At 40.6% G+C, this 21823-nt stretch carries 14 protein-coding genes and 1 tRNA gene; 4 read left to right on the forward strand and 11 right to left on the reverse strand.

All coding sequences use genetic code 11. The features are described from left to right. Positions 1 to 2 precede the first annotated feature (2 nt). From ACKPQ5_RS02005 to mutL, 4 genes are all read right to left on the reverse strand, one after another. Positions 3 to 800 (reverse strand): DUF3108 domain-containing protein, encoded by a 798-nt coding sequence (locus ACKPQ5_RS02005; RefSeq protein WP_407677421.1) that lies wholly within the window; start codon positions 798 to 800, stop codon positions 3 to 5. After that, positions 761 to 3253: a glycogen/starch/alpha-glucan phosphorylase gene (locus ACKPQ5_RS02010; RefSeq protein WP_407677422.1), complete on the reverse strand. Its 2493-nt coding sequence runs from the start codon at positions 3251 to 3253 to the stop codon at positions 761 to 763. Before ACKPQ5_RS02010 ends, ACKPQ5_RS02005 begins: the two co-directional genes overlap by 40 nt. A 94-nt stretch (positions 3254 to 3347) precedes the next feature. Next, complete coding sequence (locus ACKPQ5_RS02015; protein ID WP_407677423.1) at positions 3348 to 4619, reverse strand: aldose epimerase family protein; 1272 nt, start codon at positions 4617 to 4619, stop codon at positions 3348 to 3350. A gap of 43 nt (positions 4620 to 4662) precedes the next feature. Further along, positions 4663 to 6510 (reverse strand): DNA mismatch repair endonuclease MutL, encoded by a 1848-nt coding sequence (gene mutL / locus ACKPQ5_RS02020; protein ID WP_407677424.1) that lies wholly within the window; start codon positions 6508 to 6510, stop codon positions 4663 to 4665. 102 nt (positions 6511 to 6612) lie between these two features. Here mutL and ACKPQ5_RS02025 point away from each other — a divergent pair, with 102 nt between their 5' ends. Then, complete coding sequence (locus tag ACKPQ5_RS02025) at positions 6613 to 8619, forward strand: thioredoxin domain-containing protein (RefSeq protein ID WP_407677425.1); 2007 nt, start codon at positions 6613 to 6615, stop codon at positions 8617 to 8619. 9 nt (positions 8620 to 8628) lie between these two features. Here ACKPQ5_RS02025 and ACKPQ5_RS02030 read toward each other — a convergent pair whose 3' ends face one another. The 4 genes from ACKPQ5_RS02030 to ACKPQ5_RS02045 form a co-directional block, all read right to left on the reverse strand. Beyond that, positions 8629 to 8898, reverse strand: a complete 270-nt coding sequence (locus ACKPQ5_RS02030; protein ID WP_407677426.1) for a hypothetical protein — start codon at positions 8896 to 8898, stop codon at positions 8629 to 8631. A gap of 82 nt (positions 8899 to 8980) precedes the next feature. After that, positions 8981 to 9937 carry a transaldolase gene (gene tal, locus ACKPQ5_RS02035; protein WP_407677427.1) on the reverse strand — a complete coding sequence of 319 codons (957 nt, stop codon included), beginning with the start codon at positions 9935 to 9937 and terminating at the stop codon, positions 8981 to 8983. 29 nt (positions 9938 to 9966) lie between these two features. Further along, positions 9967 to 11040 (reverse strand): class II fructose-bisphosphate aldolase, encoded by a 1074-nt coding sequence (gene fbaA, locus ACKPQ5_RS02040; RefSeq protein WP_407677428.1) that lies wholly within the window; start codon positions 11038 to 11040, stop codon positions 9967 to 9969. A 104-nt stretch (positions 11041 to 11144) separates the two neighbouring features. Beyond that, complete coding sequence (locus tag ACKPQ5_RS02045) at positions 11145 to 11633, reverse strand: helix-turn-helix domain-containing protein (protein ID WP_407677429.1); 489 nt, start codon at positions 11631 to 11633, stop codon at positions 11145 to 11147. Between the two features lie 83 nt (positions 11634 to 11716). Here ACKPQ5_RS02045 and ACKPQ5_RS02050 point away from each other — a divergent pair, with 83 nt between their 5' ends. Further along, entirely contained in the window at positions 11717 to 12124 is a 408-nt protein-coding gene (locus tag ACKPQ5_RS02050) for a Minf_1886 family protein (RefSeq protein ID WP_407677430.1), read from the forward strand. Positions 12125 to 12135: 11 nt separating this feature from the next. Here the strand turns inward: ACKPQ5_RS02050 and ACKPQ5_RS02055 are convergent, their stop codons facing one another. Next, on the reverse strand, positions 12136 to 12360 hold the full coding sequence (locus tag ACKPQ5_RS02055; protein ID WP_407677431.1) for a hypothetical protein: 225 nt from the start codon (positions 12358 to 12360) through the stop codon (positions 12136 to 12138). 95 nt (positions 12361 to 12455) lie between these two features. On the opposite strand from ACKPQ5_RS02055, the gene ACKPQ5_RS02060 reads away from it, so the two are divergent. Continuing rightward, positions 12456 to 13838, forward strand: coding sequence for a tetratricopeptide repeat protein (locus ACKPQ5_RS02060; RefSeq protein WP_407677432.1), 1383 nt, complete (start codon positions 12456 to 12458; stop codon positions 13836 to 13838). Positions 13839 to 14209: 371 nt separating this feature from the next. Here the strand turns inward: ACKPQ5_RS02060 and ACKPQ5_RS02065 are convergent, their stop codons facing one another. Then, positions 14210 to 20029, reverse strand: coding sequence for a hypothetical protein (locus tag ACKPQ5_RS02065; protein ID WP_407677433.1), 5820 nt, complete (start codon positions 20027 to 20029; stop codon positions 14210 to 14212). Positions 20030 to 20177: 148 nt separating this feature from the next. Between ACKPQ5_RS02065 and ACKPQ5_RS02070 the strand changes: the two genes are divergently transcribed. Next, positions 20178 to 20262: transfer RNA gene (locus tag ACKPQ5_RS02070), tRNA-Leu, on the forward strand. A 13-nt stretch (positions 20263 to 20275) separates the two neighbouring features. On the opposite strand, the gene ACKPQ5_RS02075 is transcribed toward ACKPQ5_RS02070, so the two are convergent. Continuing rightward, entirely contained in the window at positions 20276 to 21823 is a 1548-nt protein-coding gene (locus ACKPQ5_RS02075) for an NADH-quinone oxidoreductase subunit N (RefSeq protein ID WP_407677434.1), read from the reverse strand.

Genomic DNA, 21823 nt, shown 5'->3' on the forward strand with positions numbered 1-21823 from the left:
AACTATTTTAAACCACTCGTTTTTCGAAGGTTAGCATTAAAACTTCCCACGATTACTTTACTGCTGATTTTCACAGGGATTCTTCGGCTGTCTGCAGAGTACCAAACCCGTAATATTCCATCCGGACTTTTCTTAAATACACCCCGTAGGTTTTGCATTTCTGGTCTGGTCTCAATTGCATAAAATTTCCCTGCAGGTACAGAAATCTTTTCCTTTTTTCCAGCTCTTACTATAATTTCCCGAAATCTTTTTCCATCACAAGTGGGCAATGTCTTTTGTTGACCAGATTGAATGTCATCAGTCCTGAAAAAGTAGGCAATTGATAAAGGATCCAGTACTTTATTCGGGATTGCTACAGTAGACTGTACCTTTCCTCCTTCCGAGTAGACCGCTTTTTTTTGCCCATAGTCATAACGGACAACAATCTTTCGTTTCGTACTCCCCTCCTCTTGTGATTTCCGATAAATAATGGAACGAGAGAAATCGGATGAAACTGTGCTCTCGATACTGGTCCTTACTTTATAAAATCGATCGGCAAAAGAATTAGTTCGGACGGAGAATTTCACGAGATAGCATAATTCTCCTTCCACTTCTGTCAGAGATTCAACTTGCATAATAGCTGAACCAACGGGGAAAAAACCCCAGCTTAGATCATATTCGAGTCGCTCGCCTACTTGAAATGGAAGAGTAGAGTTTTTATCTGCAAGTGAATACTGGACAAAAGAAATAAAGGAGAATAATAAAAAAAAGAACTTTACCATCATGAAGAGAGCGGCACTTCGACGGGGCTTAGTTGCCAAACCTCATCGGCATATTCTCCAATTGTTCGATCCGAAGAAAACTTCCCTGAACCGGCAATATTTCGAATCGCCATTGCTGCCCATCTTTTTTCGTCCTGAAATGCTTTACCAGCAAGATCCTGTGCATCAACATAGGCTCGATAGTCTGCTAATACAAAAAACGGATCACCCCACTGCAGCAAGCTATTGGGCAGGTCAGAAAGTACGCACCCTTCTTGGGGAGAAAAGAAATCAGAGGCCAGCCAATCGAGAACTGCTTTTAATTCTTCATCCTCTTCATAAAATTTCTTGGGATCATATCCCTGCTGTTTTAACTCTTCAATTCCTTCCACCGTTTTTCCAAAAATGAAAATATTATCATCTCCTACCTCTTCATGAATCTCAACATTGGCACCATCTAGTGTTCCCATTGTTACCGCCCCATTAAGGGCAAATTTCATATTTCCTGTACCGGATGCTTCTTTTCCTGCCGTAGAAATTTGTTCTGATAAATCGGTCGCTGGAATTATTTTTTCTGCGATCGAAACGCCATAGTTAGGAAGATATGCAATTTTGAGCTTGTTCTTAATTCGCTCATCCTGATTGATCCGGTCCCCCACTAGGTTAATGGCATGAATAATTACTTTTGCTAAATGATAACCTGGTGCCGCTTTTGCACCGAAAATAAATACTCTCGAGGGAATATCCAAATCCGGATTTTTCAAAAGTCTGCGGTACAAAGTTAAAATATGCAAAAGGTTCAAATGTTGACGCTTGTATTCATGCAGGCGTTTAATTTGCGTATCAAAAATTGCATCCGATTGGATCGATAATCCTATTTCGTCCTTAATCACTTTTGCCAAACGATCTTTACTCGCCTTTTTAATCGCAAGAAATTGTTGCTGAAATAAAGGGTCATCTGCCACTTTTTCTAGTCCCCTCAATTTGCTCAAATCAGTAACCCACTCGTCTCCCACAACTGATGTTACTAAATCTGACAACTCCTGATTACAACTGAGCAACCAACGGCGTGGAGTGATGCCATTGGTTTTATTGTTAAAGCGATTGGGGTAAAGTTCGGCAAAATCCTTAAGAAGTCTTTCTTGGAGTAATTTTGTATGTAATGCTGCGACACCATTTACAGAATGACTGCCCACAACCGAAAGGAAAGCCATTCTAATTTGCCCGTCTGCAATAATTGCCATCCGGTGATGTCTGTCATGTTCATTGGGCCATTTCTGAACTAATTCCTTTTCCACAAACCTTCGATTAATTTCTCGAACAATATCCAAGTGACGAGGAAGAACCTTTGCAAAAAGTCCCTCACTCCATGTTTCTAAAGCTTCCGGTAAAAGCGTATGGTTGGTGTAAGCAAAAGTTCGTTGTACCAGAGCCCAGGACATATCCCAGCTTAAATGTTCCACATCCAAAAAGATTCTCATCAGTTCAAGAATCGCAACCGCAGGATGGGTATCATTTAATTGAATCACCGCCTGCTTCGGAAAATCTTCCCAATTTCGTTCTTTCTTGTGAAATCTTCTAATTATATCTTGGAGAGAACAGGATACGAAAAAATACTGCTGAACAAGTCGTAATTCTTTACCGCTTTCTGTCTCGTCGTTCGGGTAAAGAACTTTTGAGATTGTTTCGCCCATCGCCTTTTCACGAACTGCTTCCACATAGCCACCTTGGTTGAAAATTTGGAAATCAAGTTGTTCTGATGCTTTTGATTCCCATAAACGAAGAAAATTTACCGTCTTTGCACCGTATCCGACAATTGGTAAATCATAGGGTATACCTTCCACCTCTTTTGTACCCACCCACTGGGGAGAATAATTCCCCAGGTCGTCGTAAGAATGTTCAACCTGACCGTAAAGCTGAATCTTTTGCGAATATTGCGGACGAATAATTTCCCAAGGATTACCGTTTTTTAACCAATCATCCGGTTTTTCAATTTGTCTACCATTATCAAATTCTTGTTTAAACAAACCAAATTGATAGTGAATGCCATAGCCAATCGCAGGCAGGTCCATAGTCGCCATTGAATCAAGGAAACATGCGGCTAATCGGCCTAATCCACCATTCCCCAGTCCCATGTCATGCTCTTCCTCGGAAAGAACATCCAATTGGAAGCCTAGTTCTGAAAGAGCTTCTTCCACGGCATGCTTCAGTCCCAAATTAGACAAATTAACATTCAGCAAGCGGCCCATCAAATACTCTAAGCTCAGGTAGTATACTCGACGGGTATCCTGCTTACTGTGCTCTTTTTGAGTCTCGATAAAACGATCGATCATCATTTCTTTAACCGCAAGGGAGGTGGCCATCCAAAGCTCAGACTTGGTGGCACTACCCAAATCACGAGCAAGAATCAGTCGTAATTGATGCTTGATCGCATCTTTTACTTCTGCAACTAGAGATTCTTCAGTTTTATCTGCGTGAATTGTAAAGGGACGAGAAAGAGTTTTTTGAGTCATTTGTAATAGTTCATATTACAATAACGCAGTCTCCATGCCAATCTTCGAATCAAAGAAAAGTTGGGTAATTTTACGGGTTTTTCAAATTCTACTCTTACTCAACGCTAAATTTATGTAAGGTAGTATGCCTGTAGGTATCACCTGGCTTTAGTACGCAACTCTTCCAGCCTTTCTCCCCCTGATGGTTGGGACTGTCCGGGAAAACCTGCGTCTCGAGGCATAAACCGGAACGAAAAGGATAGGGCTTCCCTGAATGTCCGAGATAACTACCATCCAGGTAATTACCGGAGTAAAACTGAATGCCAGGTTGATCCGTATAGATTTCCATTTTTCGGCCCGAACCAGGGTCTCGCAATGTCGCGGCATGCCTCAAATTGTCTTCTGTTCCACCCTCATTCCGAATTACCCATGTATGATCATACCCCTTCCCAAATCGTAATTGTTCGTGCTCCTGCTCAATTCGTTCACCAATAACAAAAGGTTTGGTGAAATCTAGTGGAGTTCCAGAAACCTTCGAGATAGAAGTGGGTATGTTGGTCTCATCTGTCGCCACAAATTTATCTGCAAATAAGGTGAGTTGATGATCAAGAATTGTGGAATCACCCTCCCCTGCCAGATTGAAATAGGTATGATTGGTAAGATTTAAGACAGTTTCTTTGTCGCAAGTGGCGGAATATTCAATCTTCAATTCATTCTCATTGGTTAAAGTATAAGTAACTTTCGAGACTAAGTTTCCGGGATAACCCTCATCCCCGTCCGGACTTCTCATGGTAAAAACAACACCTGTACCTACATCTTTTATTTTTGCATTCCAAACGATCTTATCAAATCCACGCTCACCTCCATGAAGGTGATTCACTCCATTATTAACAGCTAATTGGTATTCTTTTCCATTTAAAGAAAACTTCCCCTTTGCGATCCGGTTTGCATATCGACCCGCAGTAGAACCAAAATAGGGGCTTTTTTCACGATAATCTTTGAGGTTCGAAAAACCGAGAGAAACATTTTCCAATTTTCCGTCTCGATTAGGGACTACGATTTCCTTCACTGTTGCACCGTAATCTAGTAAGCTAACCTGCATCTTATTGGCATTGGTCAGAACAAATAAACTAACTTTTTCTCCGTTCGGCATTTCCCCAAATGTTTTCTTTGCGACTGTCATTGCTTTGTTTTGTGATTTTGTATTTTCGCTTAATCCCAATTGTTCCCGACCCTTCTCGTAAGCAAATTTACTTTTTTCCGTAAGGTAAGATTTACTTTTTACGAATCCATCTTTGGTTTTCTGAGTAATTTCAGATACTGTGCACCCGAAAGATAGAAAAATTACTATGGAAATGAATATAGATTGGTTGAATATAATTTTCATACTCTATTTCTGTATTCAAAATAGTATATTTGAAAGAAAAAAATTAGATTTTTCTTCGAAATCGGGTTTCAAAATCACGAACCGGAAGTTCGTAATAGATCGGCCGTCCCTGCGGACAGGTGTAAGGGTTACGACAGGAGAGCAGTTGATTTGCCATTCGTACAATTTCGTTCTCAGAAAAAGTTTCTTTCGCTCCAGGGTTCTTAGTTGCCTGCTTAATCATTGCCTCCTTTGCATACATCACAATTTTACTTTCTCCTCCTGACTCACTGGCAATTTCTAAAAAATCTCGTAAATAAGACACTGCTTTCTCAGGATCAAGCCAAGTGGGACATGCTTCTAATCGGAAGAAATTACGACCAAACTCTTCAATTACAAATCCAATTTCAACCAATTGAGGAAGAGATTTTTGTAAAAAAGCACTTTCTACTCCATCCAATTCAATCGACTCGGACAGGAGAAGGGACTGGCTTCCGACCTTTTGATTTTTTTCAAATGAATCTTCCAGTGCTTCAAAGCGAATTCGTTCATAAGCAGATCGACAATGAAAAACGACAACCCCATGAGTGGTAATGAATAAAGCCATACTCCCATGACTATGATCCACCAATCGCCAAGTTACATTGGGATCTCCTCGTAATCCAACCACTGGTTTGACAGGTTCTTTCGAATTGGTATCTGATCGATCTTCAATACCTGAAGTTTTCTTGATTGATGGATTACTGGCTAAAGCGCCAGGCAAAAATTCAAACTCTGGTTTTAATTCGACAATATGGGAAGATTGAGGAAATGAAGAAGGTTTAAACTTCTCGAATATTCGATCGTCTATTTTAGGAACCATCCGTCCGGAGAGAGAATCTTTTTCAAGTTCGATCTTCTTGATCTCTCTCGATCTTTTCCCCGAGAGTTCCTGAATCGATTGGAGTATGGACTCAATCAGAAATCCCCGGACTTTCATGTCTTCTCGAAAGCGAAGTTCACGCTTTGCAGGATGTATGTTCACATCCACTAAACTTGAATCAATAGTAAGAAATAAAACTGCGGGAGGAAACCGTCCCTTAGGGGCATAGGTATGATAAGCTTCCAGTAAAGCATACGACATCGTCTTGCTTTCCACAGGTCGACGGTTCACATAGAAGAGCATCTCCTTCCTTGTGGGGCGACTGTACCCTGGCTTTCCCAACAAACCGCCCAGATTCATACCCTCTGCCTGCACTTCGATGGGGGCAAGGCACTCCGATAACGACTTACCAAAGATCTCTCGCACTCGATCAATCAAATTCTCACAGGCAGGTGAGCGAAATAAAGTGCGTGCACCCTCAATAAGAGAAAACGTAATTTGGGGGTGTGCTAATGCATATAATTTAGCCAAATGAATAATGTGGGAAGATTCGGTAACCTCCGTCTTGAGGAATTTTCGCCGACCCGGAACGGAGTTAAACAGATGAGCCACTTCAATCCGTGTCCCCTGAGGCATTCCACATTCTTTGACGTGAATCATTTTACCTCCATTGATGAGAATTTCATTCCCTTCAGAACTATTTTTTGCACGACTCCTTAAAGTAAACCGGCTCACACTGGAAATAGAAGGCAATGCTTCTCCCCTAAAGCCAAACGTTTGAATTTCATCGAGATCGCTTGCCTTACGAATTTTGCTGGTTGCGTGTCTCTCCAAGCAAAGCAGTGCCTGGTCAGGATCCATACCTACCCCGTCATCTTCGACCCTCAAATAAGACTTCCCTCCATTTCTAAATTCTATTTCAATCTTATTCGCTCCAGCGTCTATACTATTTTCAATTAATTCCTTGGCTACTGCCGCTGGTCTCTCCACCACCTCCCCTGCAGCAATTTGATTTGCTACACGATCGGGAAGTATTCGGATTTTTGACATTACCATTTCGTAAGGCTAACCCACATTTCTGCCAATTGGAAAATACAAAAAAATTATATTCATGCTTGGGAAAAACCTCCTTCTCTGACATGGAATAAAGTAATGCCTAATCAATTATCTGATCAACCCAGCCTTTATTTGCAACAACATGCCGACCAACCTGTCAATTGGGTACCATGGTCAGAAGAAGCGTTTTCTCTTGCCCGCGAACTAGATAAACCCGTTCTCATTTCAATCGGATACTCCGCCTGTCATTGGTGTCATGTTATGTCAGAAGAGTCTTTTGAAGACTCGTACGTTGCTTCAATAATGAATCGCCACTTTGTTTGCATTAAAGTAGATCGTGAAGAAAGGCCTGATGTGGATCAAACTTACCTGGAGGCTATTCACATGTTCAATCAGTCAGCGGGCTGGCCTCTCAATGTATTTTGCTTACCCGATGGACGCCCATTCTGGGGAGGTACTTTTTTTCCAAAAGAAGATCAGGGACAAGGAATCGTTCCCTGGCCTCAAGTTCTTATGCGAATTGCCGATCATTTCAAAAGAGAAAGAGAAGAATTGGAAGAAAATGCTTCGAATGTGGTCAGTAATTTACTACATGCAAATAATGGACTTTCCTCCGGTGAGAATGAATGGAACAATGAACTCCTCTTGCACTCAGCGAAAGCAATTTGTGATAGCCATGACGACCAAGATGGTGGATTTACTCCCGCTCCTAAATTTCCTTCGCCAATGAAGATTGATTTCTTACTCGCCATTCGCGAATCACAAGCGGTTCGATTTAATAAAACACTTGCACAAAAAATTGATTTTTCAGTTCAAACAACTTTGACAAAAATGGGTAGTGGTGGGATGTACGATCAGATTGGAGGTGGATTTTTTCGCTACAGTGTGGATACACAATGGCTTATTCCACACTTTGAAAAAATGCTTTATGATAATGCATTACTTCTTTCAACTTATTCCAAGGCGCATCAACGATTTGCTTCACCATTATTTAAAGAAATCGTTGATCAGACTATCGACTGGCTCCTTTCGGACATGAAAAATAAAAAGGGTGGGTTTTATTCTTCGGTGAATGCAGATACTGAAGAAGGAGAAGGACAATTTTATTTATTAGAATTTTCAGAACTTGCAGAGGTCTTAAAGCCCGATGAGATAAAGGAATTCATTTCTCACTATAAGATGAACAAAGCAGAGAATTTTGAAGAAGGAAAATTACTTCCAATCAAAATTTCGACGGAAAAAGGAGAGACAGATGTCTGCAAAGAATATAAAAACAAACTCCTTTCTTATCGAAAAAATAGAATTCCCCCCACTCGTGATAAGAAAAAAATTACCGTTTGGAACGCGCTTTTAATTCGTGGACTGGTCGACGCCTCTCGTGCTTTCAACCGCAAAGATTGGTTACAAATTGCCATTGAATTGAATGACTGGATGACCCAGAACCTTCTGTCTAAAAATAATAAAATTTCTTCGATTTCATTTGAAAACAATCAACTGTCAGAACTTTCCTTTCTAGATGATTATGCACTATGGGCAGAAAGTTTACTTTGCCTCAGTTCGCTCAGTGATTGGGTAAAACCAGGCAGTTCTGTTACCTACATTGAACAGGCTGAAAAGATAACCCTCTCCACAATTGAAAGATTTAAAGATAAACAAAACTGTGGATTATATTTTAGCGAAAAAAGTAATGATAATCCAGCACAAGTAAGGAAGAAGTTTTGGTATGATAATGCAACACCGTCCGCGAATTCATCTCTTCTGCGTGTGTTTTCAACTTTATACCATTTAACCAAGAAAGAACTTTGGTTGAAAGAATTTAAAGAGGCTCAAACCGGCTACCCCAATCTATGCAAACAGGCACCACAGGGAATCGGTCATGCACTGAGTTCAATCACAGAAGAAGCGGTTGGAATTAGTTCTCTTTCCTGTCCGACAAATCAAATGCAGGAAATTGTGAAAAAATTATCACAGAATCCATACCGACCAATTCATATTTCAAATCATAAAGACAACACTCGGAAAAATTCAACTCTTCGAATTGGCCAAGACTTTAAAGAAGAAATTAAAAATTCCGATCAATTGATCGAAAAGCTATATTCTTAATTCCTGGAATTATTTATCTTTTGCAAGCAAGCGACTCAATGAGCGACCGTCTTCCTTCACTACCTTTTCGGCAATATCCATAATATTGTACTTTTCATCATGCAACGAAGCATGGGCCACTTGAATGGCCGCCCGGATAAGCTTTGAATCGGTCTTAATTCGTAAACCCGTCCGCGACATCACGCGTTCGATTCCATCGAGCAAAGATAGATCCTCCTGAGTTAAAGTAATGGTTCTCACTACTCTTTTTGGTAAATTTGTTTCTGATTTAGCATCCATGATCTAAGAGTTACCCGAAGATAAAACCCATGTAAAACATAAATACTCTAAATCACTAATTAACCTAATTAAATTTTTCTGATTAAGCAGAGATTAAATTCTTTAACAATTCCTCTAGACTTCGAACATCAGCAGAGAATTTCCTGATACCTTCAGCTAGCTTCTCAGTCGCCATCGGGTCCTCGTTGAGTAAAAATCGAAAGGTCGGTTCATTAATTTCAATTTTTTCTAGATTTGACTCCTTTGCCTTTCGCTCGTTTAGCTTCACTTCAATCGGTGAAAAATCCTGTTGCATCTGTTCCAATAATTTCGGTCCGATAGTAAGTAAATCACAACCCACTAATTCCTTAATCTCTCCTGTATTACGAAAGCTTGCCCCCATGACTTCGGTAGGATAGCCAAATTTTTTATAATAATTAAAAATTTGAATAACCGATTGTACACCTGGGTCTTCAATTCCCTCATAGTCCCTATCGTGCTGCTTTCGGTGCCAATCTAAAATCCGACCAACAAAGGGAGAAATCAATTGAGAACCAGCTTCCGCACAGGCGACTGCTTGTACCAAGGAAAACAACAAGGTCATATTAGTGTGAATACCCTCTTGTTCTAATACCTTTGAAACAGCAACTCCTTCCCATGTGGTTGCTAATTTAATTAAGATTCTGTCTCGAGAAATACCATTCTTTTCATAAAGTGATATGATTGTTCGGGCTTTTTCCAGACTGGCATCAAAATCGAATGATAAACGGGCATCAACTTCGGTGGATACCCGACCGGGTACAACCTTCAGAATAGACAAGCCAAACTGAACAAGAAGTTGATCCATTACTTCATCCACATCCCTTTTTCCATTCTGGACTGAAGTCCGGACCACTTGATCCACTAAGCTTGAATAATCTGCCTGCCTGGAAGCTTTTAAGATTAAACTCGGATTCGTAGTCGCATCTCGGGGAGCATACTGTTCAATGGATGAGAAATCTCCAGTGTCAGCAACTACAACTGTATGTTCCTTTAACTGCTCTAAAACCGACTGACTCATTAGTCTAAAGGAAAGAGAAAACTACCCGACTACAGTGAATTCCGGTTCAGGCAATTTAAATCCTCAAAAGATCGGGTAAGGCGCTCGACAAAGGTAGTTTCTCCCCCCCTTAACCATGCCCGTGGGTCATAATATTTCTTATTGGGTTTGTCGTCACCATCCGGGTTACCGAGTTGTGCCTGTAGATAATCTTTGTTCGTATTATAGTATCCATGAACTCCATCCCAAAATGCCCATTGCATATCAGTATCAAGGTTCATCTTCACCACGCCATACCCTATCGCCTCACGAATTTGCTCACGGGAAGATCCAGAACCTCCGTGAAATACGAAATGAATGGGACGGTCTTTTAAACCATGTTTCTCTTGCACATACTCCTGCGAGTTAAAAAGAATTTTGGGAGTCAATTCAACATTGCCTGGTTTGTAAACTCCATGAACATTACCAAAAGCAGCCGCTACAGTAAATCGATTGCTCACTGATGATAAAATTTCATACGCCTGATTTACCTCTTCGGGTTGCGTGTAAAGTCGGGAAGTATCAATATCAGTATTATCCACTCCATCTTCCTCCCCTCCGGTTACCCCTAATTCGATTTCAATGGTCATTCCAATTTTATTCATCCTTTCGAAATAATCCCGGCATGTGCTCAGATTGTCTTCAATTGGTTCCTCCGAAAGATCGAGCATGTGCGAACTATATAAGGACTTACCCCTTGATTCATAAAACTGCTCTCCTGCATCCAATAAACCATCGATCCATGGAAGTAACTTTCTCGCGGCATGATCAGTGTGAAGAATAACCGGTACATCGTACGCTTCTGCCATTGCGTGTACATGCATTGCACCTGATACCGATCCAGCAATTGCAGATTTCTGGTTTTCATTGGAAAGACTCTTCCCTGCATAAAATATTCCACCACCGTTGGAAAATTGAATCATTACCGGAGAGTTCAAACCCGCTGCTGTTTCAAGAACTGCATTAACCGAATTGGTTCCCACTACATTGACTGCTGGAAGTGCATATTGATTTTCTAGAGCATCATCGAAAATTGCCTGCACATCGTCTCCGGTAACTACTCCACCCTTGAATTTTTTACTCATAATATTTTAGATTAAATTAAAATTTTATCTCTTTTCCCACATCTGGACTCGACAGGCAAAACTAAAAAAATAATGAAATGAATTATTTTTATCTAAATTTTGAATTATTTAGTAAGTAATTCGCTTAAATCTCCCGATCCTAAAGCTTCTTCCACTTCATCAAGTTTAATAAAAGTGGTTCTGGTATGAGGGAGTTTATATCGTTTAAAAACTCCTTTATCTAATAAATAATAAAGTTTCCTGGAAGAAATCCGTAATACTTTGGCCGCTTCTGAAATTCGGAGAATCTTGGGCACGGGTGGTTTTCTTAGATCTTTTAAATGTCCCTCCTGTGTTCGGACGGAACTTTCAATTGCCTCGATTTTTTGATCCATTGAGTCTAAACGATCTTTAATTTCACTTAATGCTAAAAAAATAATTTCATTCTCAATCTCATGGGGACTACGTATTCCTAATTCCTGTTCCTTTTCATTGCGAAAACGAACTGCATCAATCCGACTACGAAAATACTTTCGATATCTTTTTTTACGATAGGTCCAAGTTATACAATGAGGCGATGCTCGCCCAGTCGAGAGTGAATAGGATACTTTCATTTTAATTTGAGCATTGAATTCAGGAAAAGTTCCTATAAAACTCTATCACTGCCTCTTACTCAACCCTTAAGAATTCAATTACCATGAGTGAAAAAAATTTCCCTGAAGTTATAAAAGAAATTCATCATAAAGACGACCGCTTTGGAAAAGGTGCCTACTACTTTATTCGAGAAGCACTAGACCACACCCTCAAAAATTTAGAAAAATCGAACAAGAAAAACAAGGGCCATGTATCTGGAATTGAATTACTCAATGGAATTCGTGACTATGCATTAGATCGTTTCGGTCCTATGACAATGACCTTGATGGAACATTGGAATATTTCAAAATGTCGAGATTTTGGAGATATTGTCTTCAATTTAGTGGACCATGGAATCTTGGGAAGAACAGAAAATGACTCACTGGATGATTTTGAAGGCGGGTATAATTTTAAAGATGCATTTGAATTACCCTTTTTACCCCAAGATCAAAATAAATCTGAGCTGAACTGATTGCACCAATTTCAACCGATTATAAAAGCGTAAAGAATTAAAACTAAGGCGATTATTCCAATCGCTTTATACCAATTTTTGAAATGGGAATGGTTCTTGCCAGTCCCAAATGCCCCCCCTTTGTACTGAGTAAATTCCTCCTTCTCGCTGTTGCTCTCCCGATCGCGACAAGCAGGACATTGAGTACCATCTTTGGAGTGCCATTCGAAATCACAATCTGGACAAATTTTAAACATTTTCAAAGATTTACTCCCCTCCCCTCTTTTTTACCACAATAATTTCCTTGCCCAAAGTCTATTATGTGGCAAGAAATTACTATACCGCCCGCCTTATGATTTTCTTCCTTATAAGAAAGATACATTATAAATTTTTTTGCCCAAAAAATTTAACACTTCTCTTCGTTTTTATTTTTGGTGTATTCAGTTCTTTTTCCCTCGATGCAAGATCGCCATTACAAGAATCTCTAGGAACAATTCAATCTAGAGCATTAAATGGAGACCCCCATTATCAGGGAGTACTGGCACTATTTCACAAATTCGGTGAACGGGGTTTAGCCATCGATCTGAAAGAAGCAGAAAGATGGGCAAAATTAGCCGCGGAGAAAGAAGGTGCAGTAGGACTATGCACCCTTGCCTCGCTATCTCTTGAAAATGGAAAAGTGAATCGTGGTCACTTTTTGTATGACGAAGCATACCTCCATTCCAACCTCCTGGCCCTTGCTAAAGCAAAGGATCCACTTGCAATGTATTGTTTGGGAATGATTGAAATGGATAACCCCCCAAGGAATTTCTCTAAAGCAATTCGTCACATAGAATCAGCTGCTGAGAAAGGTTATGCCACTGCACAAGCAACATTGGGAATGATTTACTTTACTGGTATTGGAGTTAAAAAAGACTCAAACCTCGCAATAAAATGGTGTTCTCGGGCAGCCCGCGAAAAGCTTCCATTAGGTATGTTTTACCTAGGCATGGCTTACTCGATTGGAGACAGTCTTGAGAAAAATGAAGATTATGCTCTTCGCTGGATTCGTACTGCAGCAGACCGAGAATTAGTTATGGCCCAATTAACACTAGGGATGAAATACGCGACTGGAGATGGAGTGGAAAAAGATTTAGAATCTGCAGTAAGCTGGCTTCACCGGGCATCAATAAGCGGGTCTTCGGAAGCAAAACTTCAACTACGAAAATATGAAAACCACCTTGAAAGGCTGAGGAATCCTCCTGCAGTTTACATTCCTGAAAATCAAACAAAATCAGTCTCGAATTTAGCGGAGGCTAATATTAATAAGAATTCCAAAAATATTCCGATGAATCCACGTCCTGTCATTTCTATCCCCAGGACCGATATTTCAGAGGAGGATGAAATAGGTTTTGATGCCGTTGAGGCGGCAATGTCAGTTCTTACCATTGATAAAGACCGCGAAAAAGCAAAGACACTACTTGAAATTCCTGCGTCGAAAGGAAACCCAATTGCATGCAGGCATTTAGGTTGCCTTTATTATAAAGAAAATAATTTCAAATCGGCGAAGAAATGGTTTGATAAAGCTGCCCTTAAAATGGATCCTGAATCTCTTCGGTATTTAGGAATTTTATTTTTTCTTGGCCAAGGAGTTGAACAAGATTATCCCACAGCAGATTCATGGCTCACAAAAGCCGCTCAATCCGGTGATCTTGAAGCCTCCAGGTATCTGAGAATAGTGAAGCAGTTTCTTTAGACCACAGCTAGATAATCTGGTCATTATTTTAGGATCACACTATTTATATATAAAGTTCGTTCGCTTTCTTTAGTCGCAATCGAATTAAGATCTTCTCGGAATATAAAAAGCCCAACTCCACAATCCTTAGTTTGAGGTTAGGATTGCGACACTATTTTTTCTGAGAGTGGTAACAAGAATCACATAAGAAATACAAAAAAGTCGAACTTCTCTTCTAGGTAATAGAGAAGTAAGGAAAAGTATAAATTAGCCTAGCTGTTGAATACTCGGACTAGGGGTATAATTTTGGATTAAATAATCAAAAACCAGCAGACAAAATCAGTTTACACGAGTGTAAATTGGACAACACGAAAAATGAATCGATGGATTAATTATTCTGCCCAAGCCGCGTCTCTCAAATCTAAAACAATACCATTTGTTCCGGGCTTTAATTCCACTGGTTTGGACCAAACAACTCCAACCTGTCCAAGTGGTGAAGAACCAACAATAAAGTAATTCCCTGCCTCAATATTTTCGAGGTTAGCCTCTCCCATTGAATTGGTCTTGATCCGGGCAAGACTGTTAGTTGCTAATGCATTTCTAATCGCGGAAGCAATACCTGGAAAACGGTATCCCCTTTGCACTGATCTTGCCCAAAGCTCTGCTCCAGTATCAATCCCCTGGCCAGGCGGGATTCGTACTCTCGAAGAGTTTAAAATACTTTCAAGGTCATTTTTTACCAAGAAGAACTCAGTGAATCCAGCAGGTCGGTTTTTATTGTTAAGAAACTGGACTTGAGCGCGGAGTTGAATACTTGAATCACCGTCGGGAATCTTTTGGATACCGGGAGATGTAAGTGAAGAATTAGGTAACATGTTGCTCGAAGAAGGAGAAGGACGGTATGTCGAGGAAGGCAACGGTCTTGGAGTGTAAGTACTTGTTAAGGTCCGGGGAGCAGGAGTTGAGCGAATCGGAGAACTTACATAATTACTCGAACTTCTAGAAGTTCGGGGTACAGAAACTTGCATTGTACTTCCACCACTGCCTCCCTTTTTCAAGACACGAATTGCTTCCCTGGCAGCAACTAATGCGTTTTCTAAAGAAGAAATTCGATTTTGAGCATCTGATAACTCGCCATTTAATAGATTAACTTTCATGTTGGCTGATTGTCCTCTCTCCACCACTTCCTGCTTTATATCTCGTGCATCTGATAATTGTCGTCTCAAATCTTCAACCCGTGCCCTCTCTTGATCGAGTTGAATTTGGGCGGTAAGGTTTTTCTGATTTAAGTCCCGAACCTTTCTGTCCAACTGATCCCTTTGTGGAATTGTATTGTTGGAAAGAAGTTGTGTTTGTAATCGTTGATTTTGTTCCCGCAATCTTTGAATTTCTGCACCATCTGCTGCATTGGATAGATTAGTAACTACAACAGGGGGTGGGTTATAAGTGGTAAATGTTGAAGGCGTTCCACGGGATTGGGATTGGGACTGTCTTAAATTTTCTTCCAATATATTTATTTTTTGATTGAGGGATGCAATATCTGCCATCGATCGTTGAGCCTCCATTTTCGCCCTTGCCTCCGAATCTCGAGCACTTTGCTCTGCTCCTTCCAAACGGACAATCTGTGCTCTCAGGGCGGCATTATCTGGCTTTATTCCAGGAACAGTCATTTGTGCTCTCGCTAAATCCTCTCTTAATCCAGTGACTCGGTTATCTCTTTCTCCGATTTGCATTCTAAGATTGGCATTCTCTTTTGACAAATCATTCACACGAGTCTGGTAGTTTGCTTTTAATTCACGATTCTGATTGGAACCAGAAGATGAAATTGAGCCCTGCAAGCGTCGATTTTCTTCTTCCAAAATCGCCACCTGTTCCTTAATTCTTCCAAATTCCGAAAAAACAGATTTAAATTCATCATTTAATCTTAAACTGTCATTTTGACTTGCCTCTAATTCGGACTGCAACTCTTGAAAACGAGGTTCTTCAATACCTCGAGCAGCAAGTAAATCTTGTTGAAGAAGAAGGAGTTCTTTCTGTAACTCGATAAATCGTGGATCGCTGGCAAAGTTAGGAACTGGTGCCACTTCATTTGATTGGTCTGACTCCAAAAGTAACGACTCCATCTCCTTCCTCAATTGCTCGGAATTACGTAGCGCAGCAGTTAGATTGCCTATCCTTTGGAGAGCTTGGTTTTCGGCCTGCTTGGCATTTTCAATCACTTGATTAATTTCGGGGGAAGAAGAATTACCAACACTGGATTCCATTTGAGCCAACCTGGCCTGTGTTTCCTCTAATTCGGTCTGCATTTCTATAGTTTCAGAAACTGCATCCTGCAACTGGCTCTGGAGTGCTAACAATTGATCATCCTGTGGTGCTGAGGAAGTCTCTGACTTGGCTTTATCCAGATCTGCTTTTAACTGACTGATTTCATTCAATAAATCATTTTTCTCCGAGTCGCTCAGGGTTGGGATCACTGGAGTTGAATCAAGGTTTGTATTTTCTAGATTCATTTCATTTAACTTTTTTTCAGCACTTTCTAACTTACTCGCCAAAAGTTCCATCTCCTCTCGAAGTGATGATGCGATCTCAAGTTCTGCTTCTTTGTCAGTCATCTCCACAATGGCATTACTTAACTCTTCTTCTAATTCCTTGAGTCTTTTATCTTTGGATTCCAATAAAGCATTCAGGTCCTTTACAAGGGCGGTGTCATCCGGTGCAGAATCTGTACGTTTACCTGGTATAGAGTCGCTCTCAATTTTCTCGATGCTTTCCATTGCCAAAGCTAGTTGTTCTTCGATCTTTCCTCTTTCAACTTCTTCTGAATTTGTTTTTTCAAGTAAATCATTGATCGTATTCTGAGCGGCTAGAAGTTCATTTTCCAAACGAATAAAATCTTCCGCATCTTTTTCAGAACCCTGTGGAAGACTCCTTGGGGATTGATCTCCGTTTTGAGCAATCTCATTTAACTTCTGCACTGCGTCATCCAACTGCTCTTGCAAATTAATTCGCTTTTCATCTTGTGAATCTAAAGAAACTTGCAACGCATCAATTGTTTGCTCGGCTCGGGAAAGTTCCATTTCAAGTTTTTCAAATACTTGGGAATCTTGCGATCCTGAAGCAAGCGGTTGTGGGCTCTTTTCAATCTGGTCTAATCTATTTTGGGCATTGACTAGTTGTTCCTCTAGTTGTGTCACAATGGCAACCTGTTCATCATCGGTTGAACCTTTTTCAGATTCTGTATCCAGTATTGCTTTAGTTTCTATAATTTCTTGTTCAAGGCTGGCGATTTTTCTATTTCGAATGACATCGTTGTTTTCCAAGTTATCGAGTTTTTGTAAGGCACTCGCTAACTCGTTTTCTAAAATTTCGATAGTCTTGCTCCGTCCGATTGATTTTTGGGACAATTCTTGTTGTAATTCTTGATTGCGAAGTTTCTCACTGGCTAATTCCTCCTCCAAATCAATCAATGATAAGACCTCATTATCCTCCACCATTGCGGATCGTTTTTCTAATTCAACAATTTGAGCGTTCGAAACTTCCAATTCTTCCATTAAGGAAGCATTCGATTTCTGAAATTGAACCCCTGCACCTAATCCTTGGTTGCGCAAAATAACAATCTCCGACTCTAGATCTTCTGCCTGTTGTCGAAGAATTCTTTTTTCATCATCTGCTCTTTGCAGTGACAATAATTGAGATTCCATCGAATTAGCCAACTCGGTGCGTAAATTATCAACTTCTAAGTTTACCTGTTCAGCTTCTTCTAAACTCTCCTGCAAAATCCTGATCGTACCAAGTGCCTCTTGGAGTTGGGAAACTGCTTGCTTAGTTTCCACAGATTCTCCTAATCCAGCCGATTTCATCCGAGAAATTTCGGTTCGAGCAACATCGAGTTCACTTTTTAAATCAAGAACAAGTTCTTTTGATTCATTGGACTGATCCGCTTGGTTTTCTTGCTCAGCAAGTAATTGATTACGGGTATTTTCGAGCTGTAATTCCAAGGAACTAATTATTTTTGCTGAATCCTGCATAAATCTTTCCTTGTCTTCATTGGTAAAGACAAGCTCGACTTTCGCTTGATTTAATTCTTCGCGTAGTGATTCCACTACCTGATCTAAACTACCAGATTGTGAATTTTGTGTTCTTTTAGTCTCCTCTAGCACAGTATTCAAATCTTCGAGTTGACCTGCAATTACTTTTACCACCTCCAGTTCTTCCTTGAGTTTTTTTGCATCAGCCTGGGCTTGTTTTAACTCCAAATCCTTGCCCTCTAAATCGAGCTCTCTCCTTGCTAATTGATCTAACGCACGTTTTTGCCGAACCACAGCAGAATCGAGTTCAACCTGTAATCCATCAATTAATTCTGTGGCTTTACTCTGTTCAGATTCAAAACGGTTGGATAAAGTTTTAATCCGAGCTTCTGAGTCTGCGAGATTTCTTTCCATTTCATCCACAAATGGAATGGCAGGTAATTTACCGAGTGATGCATCTCGCAATGAATCCTGGGCGACTTGCGCATCTTCTTCCAGTCGTTGAATTGTCGTTGCGTATTCGAATTCCCGACGAGCAATCTTTTCCTGTGACGCTTCAAACTCAGTCTGTGTCTTCTTTAATTTTAGATTAGAAATTTTCAATTCATCTTCTAACGATGCAACGCGTTCAACAAGATCCTGCCGACCTGCCCTATTCAGAGATTTTGCCTTTTCTACTTCACGTTTTGCTGCATTAAGATCGATCAAAAGTTTGTTTACATATTCCGAACTGTTATTTCGGTTCGGTGAATCACCAAATCCTTCCATAGAACTTTTCAGCTTTACTAGTTGAGCTTCAAGCTCGTCTTTTTCATTGAGCTCAATTTGCATTCGGGTAATTTCCCCCAATGATTTCCTTAATTCGTTTTGCAGGGTTAAGTAAGATTCTTGGGTGGAGTCCATTGGTGCCATTTGTGCCATCTGTAGTGCTCTTCTCGCCTCATTGAGCTCACGCTCAAGAGAGGCAAGCCGTATCGAATCACTCCCTGATGACATAGTAGCTGTTCTGGCAGCATCAAGGTCGGACCGCGTTCTTTCGAGCTCATTTGTTACCGAGCGAATCATCGCATTGGAACGCTCTTGCTCCACTAGCAAAGTTTGCCTGGAAGACCGAAGATCTTCACGGGCAAGTTGCAAATCTTGTTCCAGTTTATTAATTTTACCGCTCACACTCCGGGCAGTAGGTACTTGGCCATTTTCCGTGGCCCAAAGAGAATTTTTAGACTCCTCTAAACTTCTCGCTAACATTTGAGTCTCTTTTAAATTATTCTGCAATGAGACAATTTCGCGATAGGCTTTCCTTAAGTCTCCTTGCATATCAGCAGTATCGGCAGAAAGTTCACTCTGAACAGATTTTGAAGTCGCAAGTTCAGTTTTTAAACGATCAATGATCTCAGATGACTCATATCCATTATTTTGTTCACTCCTCACCTGTACGAACCCTGCATCTGTATTAATCGAAGGTGAAAAACGACCTGAGGAACCTAAGGCAACTGCTTCTTTGGCTTTAATTACATTTGCCACCTGTTGGGCTTTGGGTGAGTAAGCACTTCCACCGTTGCTAGTTTTAGGTGCTGTAGGAACTGCTCGAATAGCGAGTAAGTTACTCTCAGCCTGAATATTGGAATAAGATTGAATGGCCTCAGATACCGCATTTCGGGATAAATTGGTGAGCGCATCCACTTCCGTTTCAGTTCGCATCAAATTTTCTTGAAGTACTCGCAAGGCCGGAGCTGCTTCTTCAAGTCGCCCGGCGAAGTTTTCCTTCAAATCATCAAAGATAAGAGTTGCTTCGTTCAAACGACTATCTACCGATGAAATACCTTGAGCAATCTCTTCAGAACGGACCTTCCAATTCCGATCTGCGACATCTAATTGATTGCGAATCGAAATGGACTTAGAATCATTAGCACCATAGGCAGAGACAAGTTGTTTTAAATCTCCATTTGCAGAACTTCTATTTGCACTAAATTGATTACTTCCCTGTTCTTTCTTCACCTCCTTAAGGCGCTCATCTAACAGACCCAGTTTGGATTCTATGTATTGAGCTTGTTGATCAGGTGGGAGTGATTCAGTTTCAGCTTCTTGAACAAGTTGACTGAAAGCAAGACTGGCAATACCCAAAAGAAACAATGGGACACCAAACCAACCTTGCCTGCATACGGATAAACAGGTGGATATCATAAATTTAATTATGCGATGCAATAAACAGGAAGCAAGACCGGATTTGATTTAAAATTATGAGCATGATCAGAATCATTTATAATAAAAATCGTTAAACATAAATATAGAATTGAGTTCCTTGAAATAATCATTTACTTTCAAGTTTTTAGCCCGGGTGGCGGAATTGGTAGACGCGATAGATTTAGGATCTATTGTCTTAGGGCGTGAGAGTTCGAGTCTCTCCTCGGGCACCATTAAAAAAACAGTTTAAAACGCATCCCCAAAGGGGCCCTGCCAAATGCCTAGCACAATTGAAGATACAGCAAGTGCAAGCATGCAGAATTTAAACAGGCCCATACGCGGAACATTTAACCATGGGTCTTCCTTCTCTTCCTCCTCATCAGAAAAGGAGGGTTTGGGATGAAAGGTAATTTCTCGCATCCAACCAAAATAATAGAAAATAGAAATCACAACCCCGATTACCATTGCAGCAAGTGAAAAGTACAGTTGGGCTTCGTACGCAATTGAGATTAAAAGAAGTTTGGCCACAAATCCCGCAAAGGGAGGTATTCCTGCAAGGGAACCAATCCCAGATACTAAAACAAAGCCAAGCCAAGGGTGCTTTTTCGCTAAATCCTCATAATGGGAGAATTCATGCTCGGTTTCATCATTCAATCGGGCAATAGTCATCACCCCAAACACCGCGAAAGAAGCAAGTAGGTATATGAAGAGGTAAAAGAAGAGTACCCAAACTGCTCGATCGCTATCCCCCGCAAATTGCATGGAAGCCATAATCGCGACCAAAAGGTAACCCGCATGGGCGACACCAGACAAACCGAGCATCCTTTTAATATTTCTTTGCGTACAGGCAGCTAAGTTCCCAAAGAAAATAGTAAAAGTTGCCACAAATCCAAGCAGTGGCATTAGAAATTCCGACATTCCTAAAAATGGCCCATTGACTAAATTGAGAAGAACAAAGAAACCAGCGGCTTTTGATGACACGGCAAGAAATGCAGTAATGGGCATTGGAGAACCGTGATAAACATCAGGCACCCAAATTTGAAAAGGAGCTGCACCAATCTTAAACGCAATTCCTGCAATAATAAGAACCACTCCCGCACGAAGTAATAAATGGTCAGGATTTGCTTCCAATAAATTCCCAAGGTATTGAAATCCTAATGGGTCCTGCCCTTCATAACCGATGTAGTTTGCACCCCATGCCTCCGGGTTTCCTGCGACACCATAAAGAAGAACGATCCCAAAAAGAAGTAGGGAGGAACTCAACGCGCCAAAGATTAAATACTTAATACCCGCTTCTAATGACTTCGCTGATTCCCGATTATACGCAACCAGGGTGTAAAAACAAACCGCAACCGTTTCTAATGCTACAAAAAGCATTATGAAATGATTACTCTGAACCAATAACATCAAACCAGCAGTAGCAAGCATGGTAAGGTGATGAAATTCACCTGCCCGTAATTTTTTGTTTTTTAAATATTGATGCCCAAGAACGGAGACAAGAAGAGAGGATAATAAGAAAAAAGTTCTCATCACATCACCCTGAATTCCCTGATGAAGCATGCCAGAAAAAGTTTCCCGGTCAAAAGTATGGTGCCAAGCGAGGTAATCAAAAAGGTGAAAAATTAGAAGGCCTGCTTGAAAAACGATTGCCAGACTACCAATCGAAACAATGGGTTTATCTGATTTTCGAAAAAGATCGATTCCCAGTAATACAATTGCAGCAAGTGCAAGTGCTAATTCAGGCCAAATTTCAGACCAAATGTTTGTGTTTGAGAAATTTAAATAATGTTCCAT

It is taken from the genome of Candidatus Seribacter sulfatis, from assembly GCF_964187635.1.
GTDB classification, from domain to species: Bacteria; Verrucomicrobiota; Verrucomicrobiia; order Opitutales; family Seribacteraceae; genus Seribacter; species Seribacter sulfatis.

What these genes read in the sequence shown, in the direction of transcription:
- ACKPQ5_RS02045 (WP_407677429.1), bottom strand. Translation starts at nt 11,633, where the DNA reads ATGAAAGTATCCTATTCACTCTCGACTGGGCGAGCATCGCCTCATTGT.
- ACKPQ5_RS02050 (WP_407677430.1), top strand. Translation starts at nt 11,717, where the DNA reads ATGAGTGAAAAAAATTTCCCTGAAGTTATAAAAGAAATTCATCATAAA.
- tal (WP_407677427.1), bottom strand. Translation starts at nt 9,937, where the DNA reads ATGAGTCAGTCGGTTTTAGAGCAGTTAAAGGAACATACAGTTGTAGTT.
- ACKPQ5_RS02060 (WP_407677432.1), top strand. Translation starts at nt 12,456, where the DNA reads ATGATTTTCTTCCTTATAAGAAAGATACATTATAAATTTTTTTGCCCA.
- fbaA (WP_407677428.1), bottom strand. Translation starts at nt 11,040, where the DNA reads ATGAGTAAAAAATTCAAGGGTGGAGTAGTTACCGGAGACGATGTGCAG.
- ACKPQ5_RS02025 (WP_407677425.1), top strand. Translation starts at nt 6,613, where the DNA reads ATGCCTAATCAATTATCTGATCAACCCAGCCTTTATTTGCAACAACAT.
- ACKPQ5_RS02065 (WP_407677433.1), bottom strand. Translation starts at nt 20,029, where the DNA reads ATGATATCCACCTGTTTATCCGTATGCAGGCAAGGTTGGTTTGGTGTC.
- ACKPQ5_RS02055 (WP_407677431.1), bottom strand. Translation starts at nt 12,360, where the DNA reads ATGTTTAAAATTTGTCCAGATTGTGATTTCGAATGGCACTCCAAAGAT.
- ACKPQ5_RS02075 (WP_407677434.1), bottom strand. Translation starts at nt 21,823, where the DNA reads ATGGAACATTATTTAAATTTCTCAAACACAAACATTTGGTCTGAAATT.
- ACKPQ5_RS02015 (WP_407677423.1), bottom strand. Translation starts at nt 4,619, where the DNA reads ATGAAAATTATATTCAACCAATCTATATTCATTTCCATAGTAATTTTT.
- ACKPQ5_RS02010 (WP_407677422.1), bottom strand. Translation starts at nt 3,253, where the DNA reads ATGACTCAAAAAACTCTTTCTCGTCCCTTTACAATTCACGCAGATAAA.
- mutL (WP_407677424.1), bottom strand. Translation starts at nt 6,510, where the DNA reads ATGTCAAAAATCCGAATACTTCCCGATCGTGTAGCAAATCAAATTGCT.
- ACKPQ5_RS02030 (WP_407677426.1), bottom strand. Translation starts at nt 8,898, where the DNA reads ATGGATGCTAAATCAGAAACAAATTTACCAAAAAGAGTAGTGAGAACC.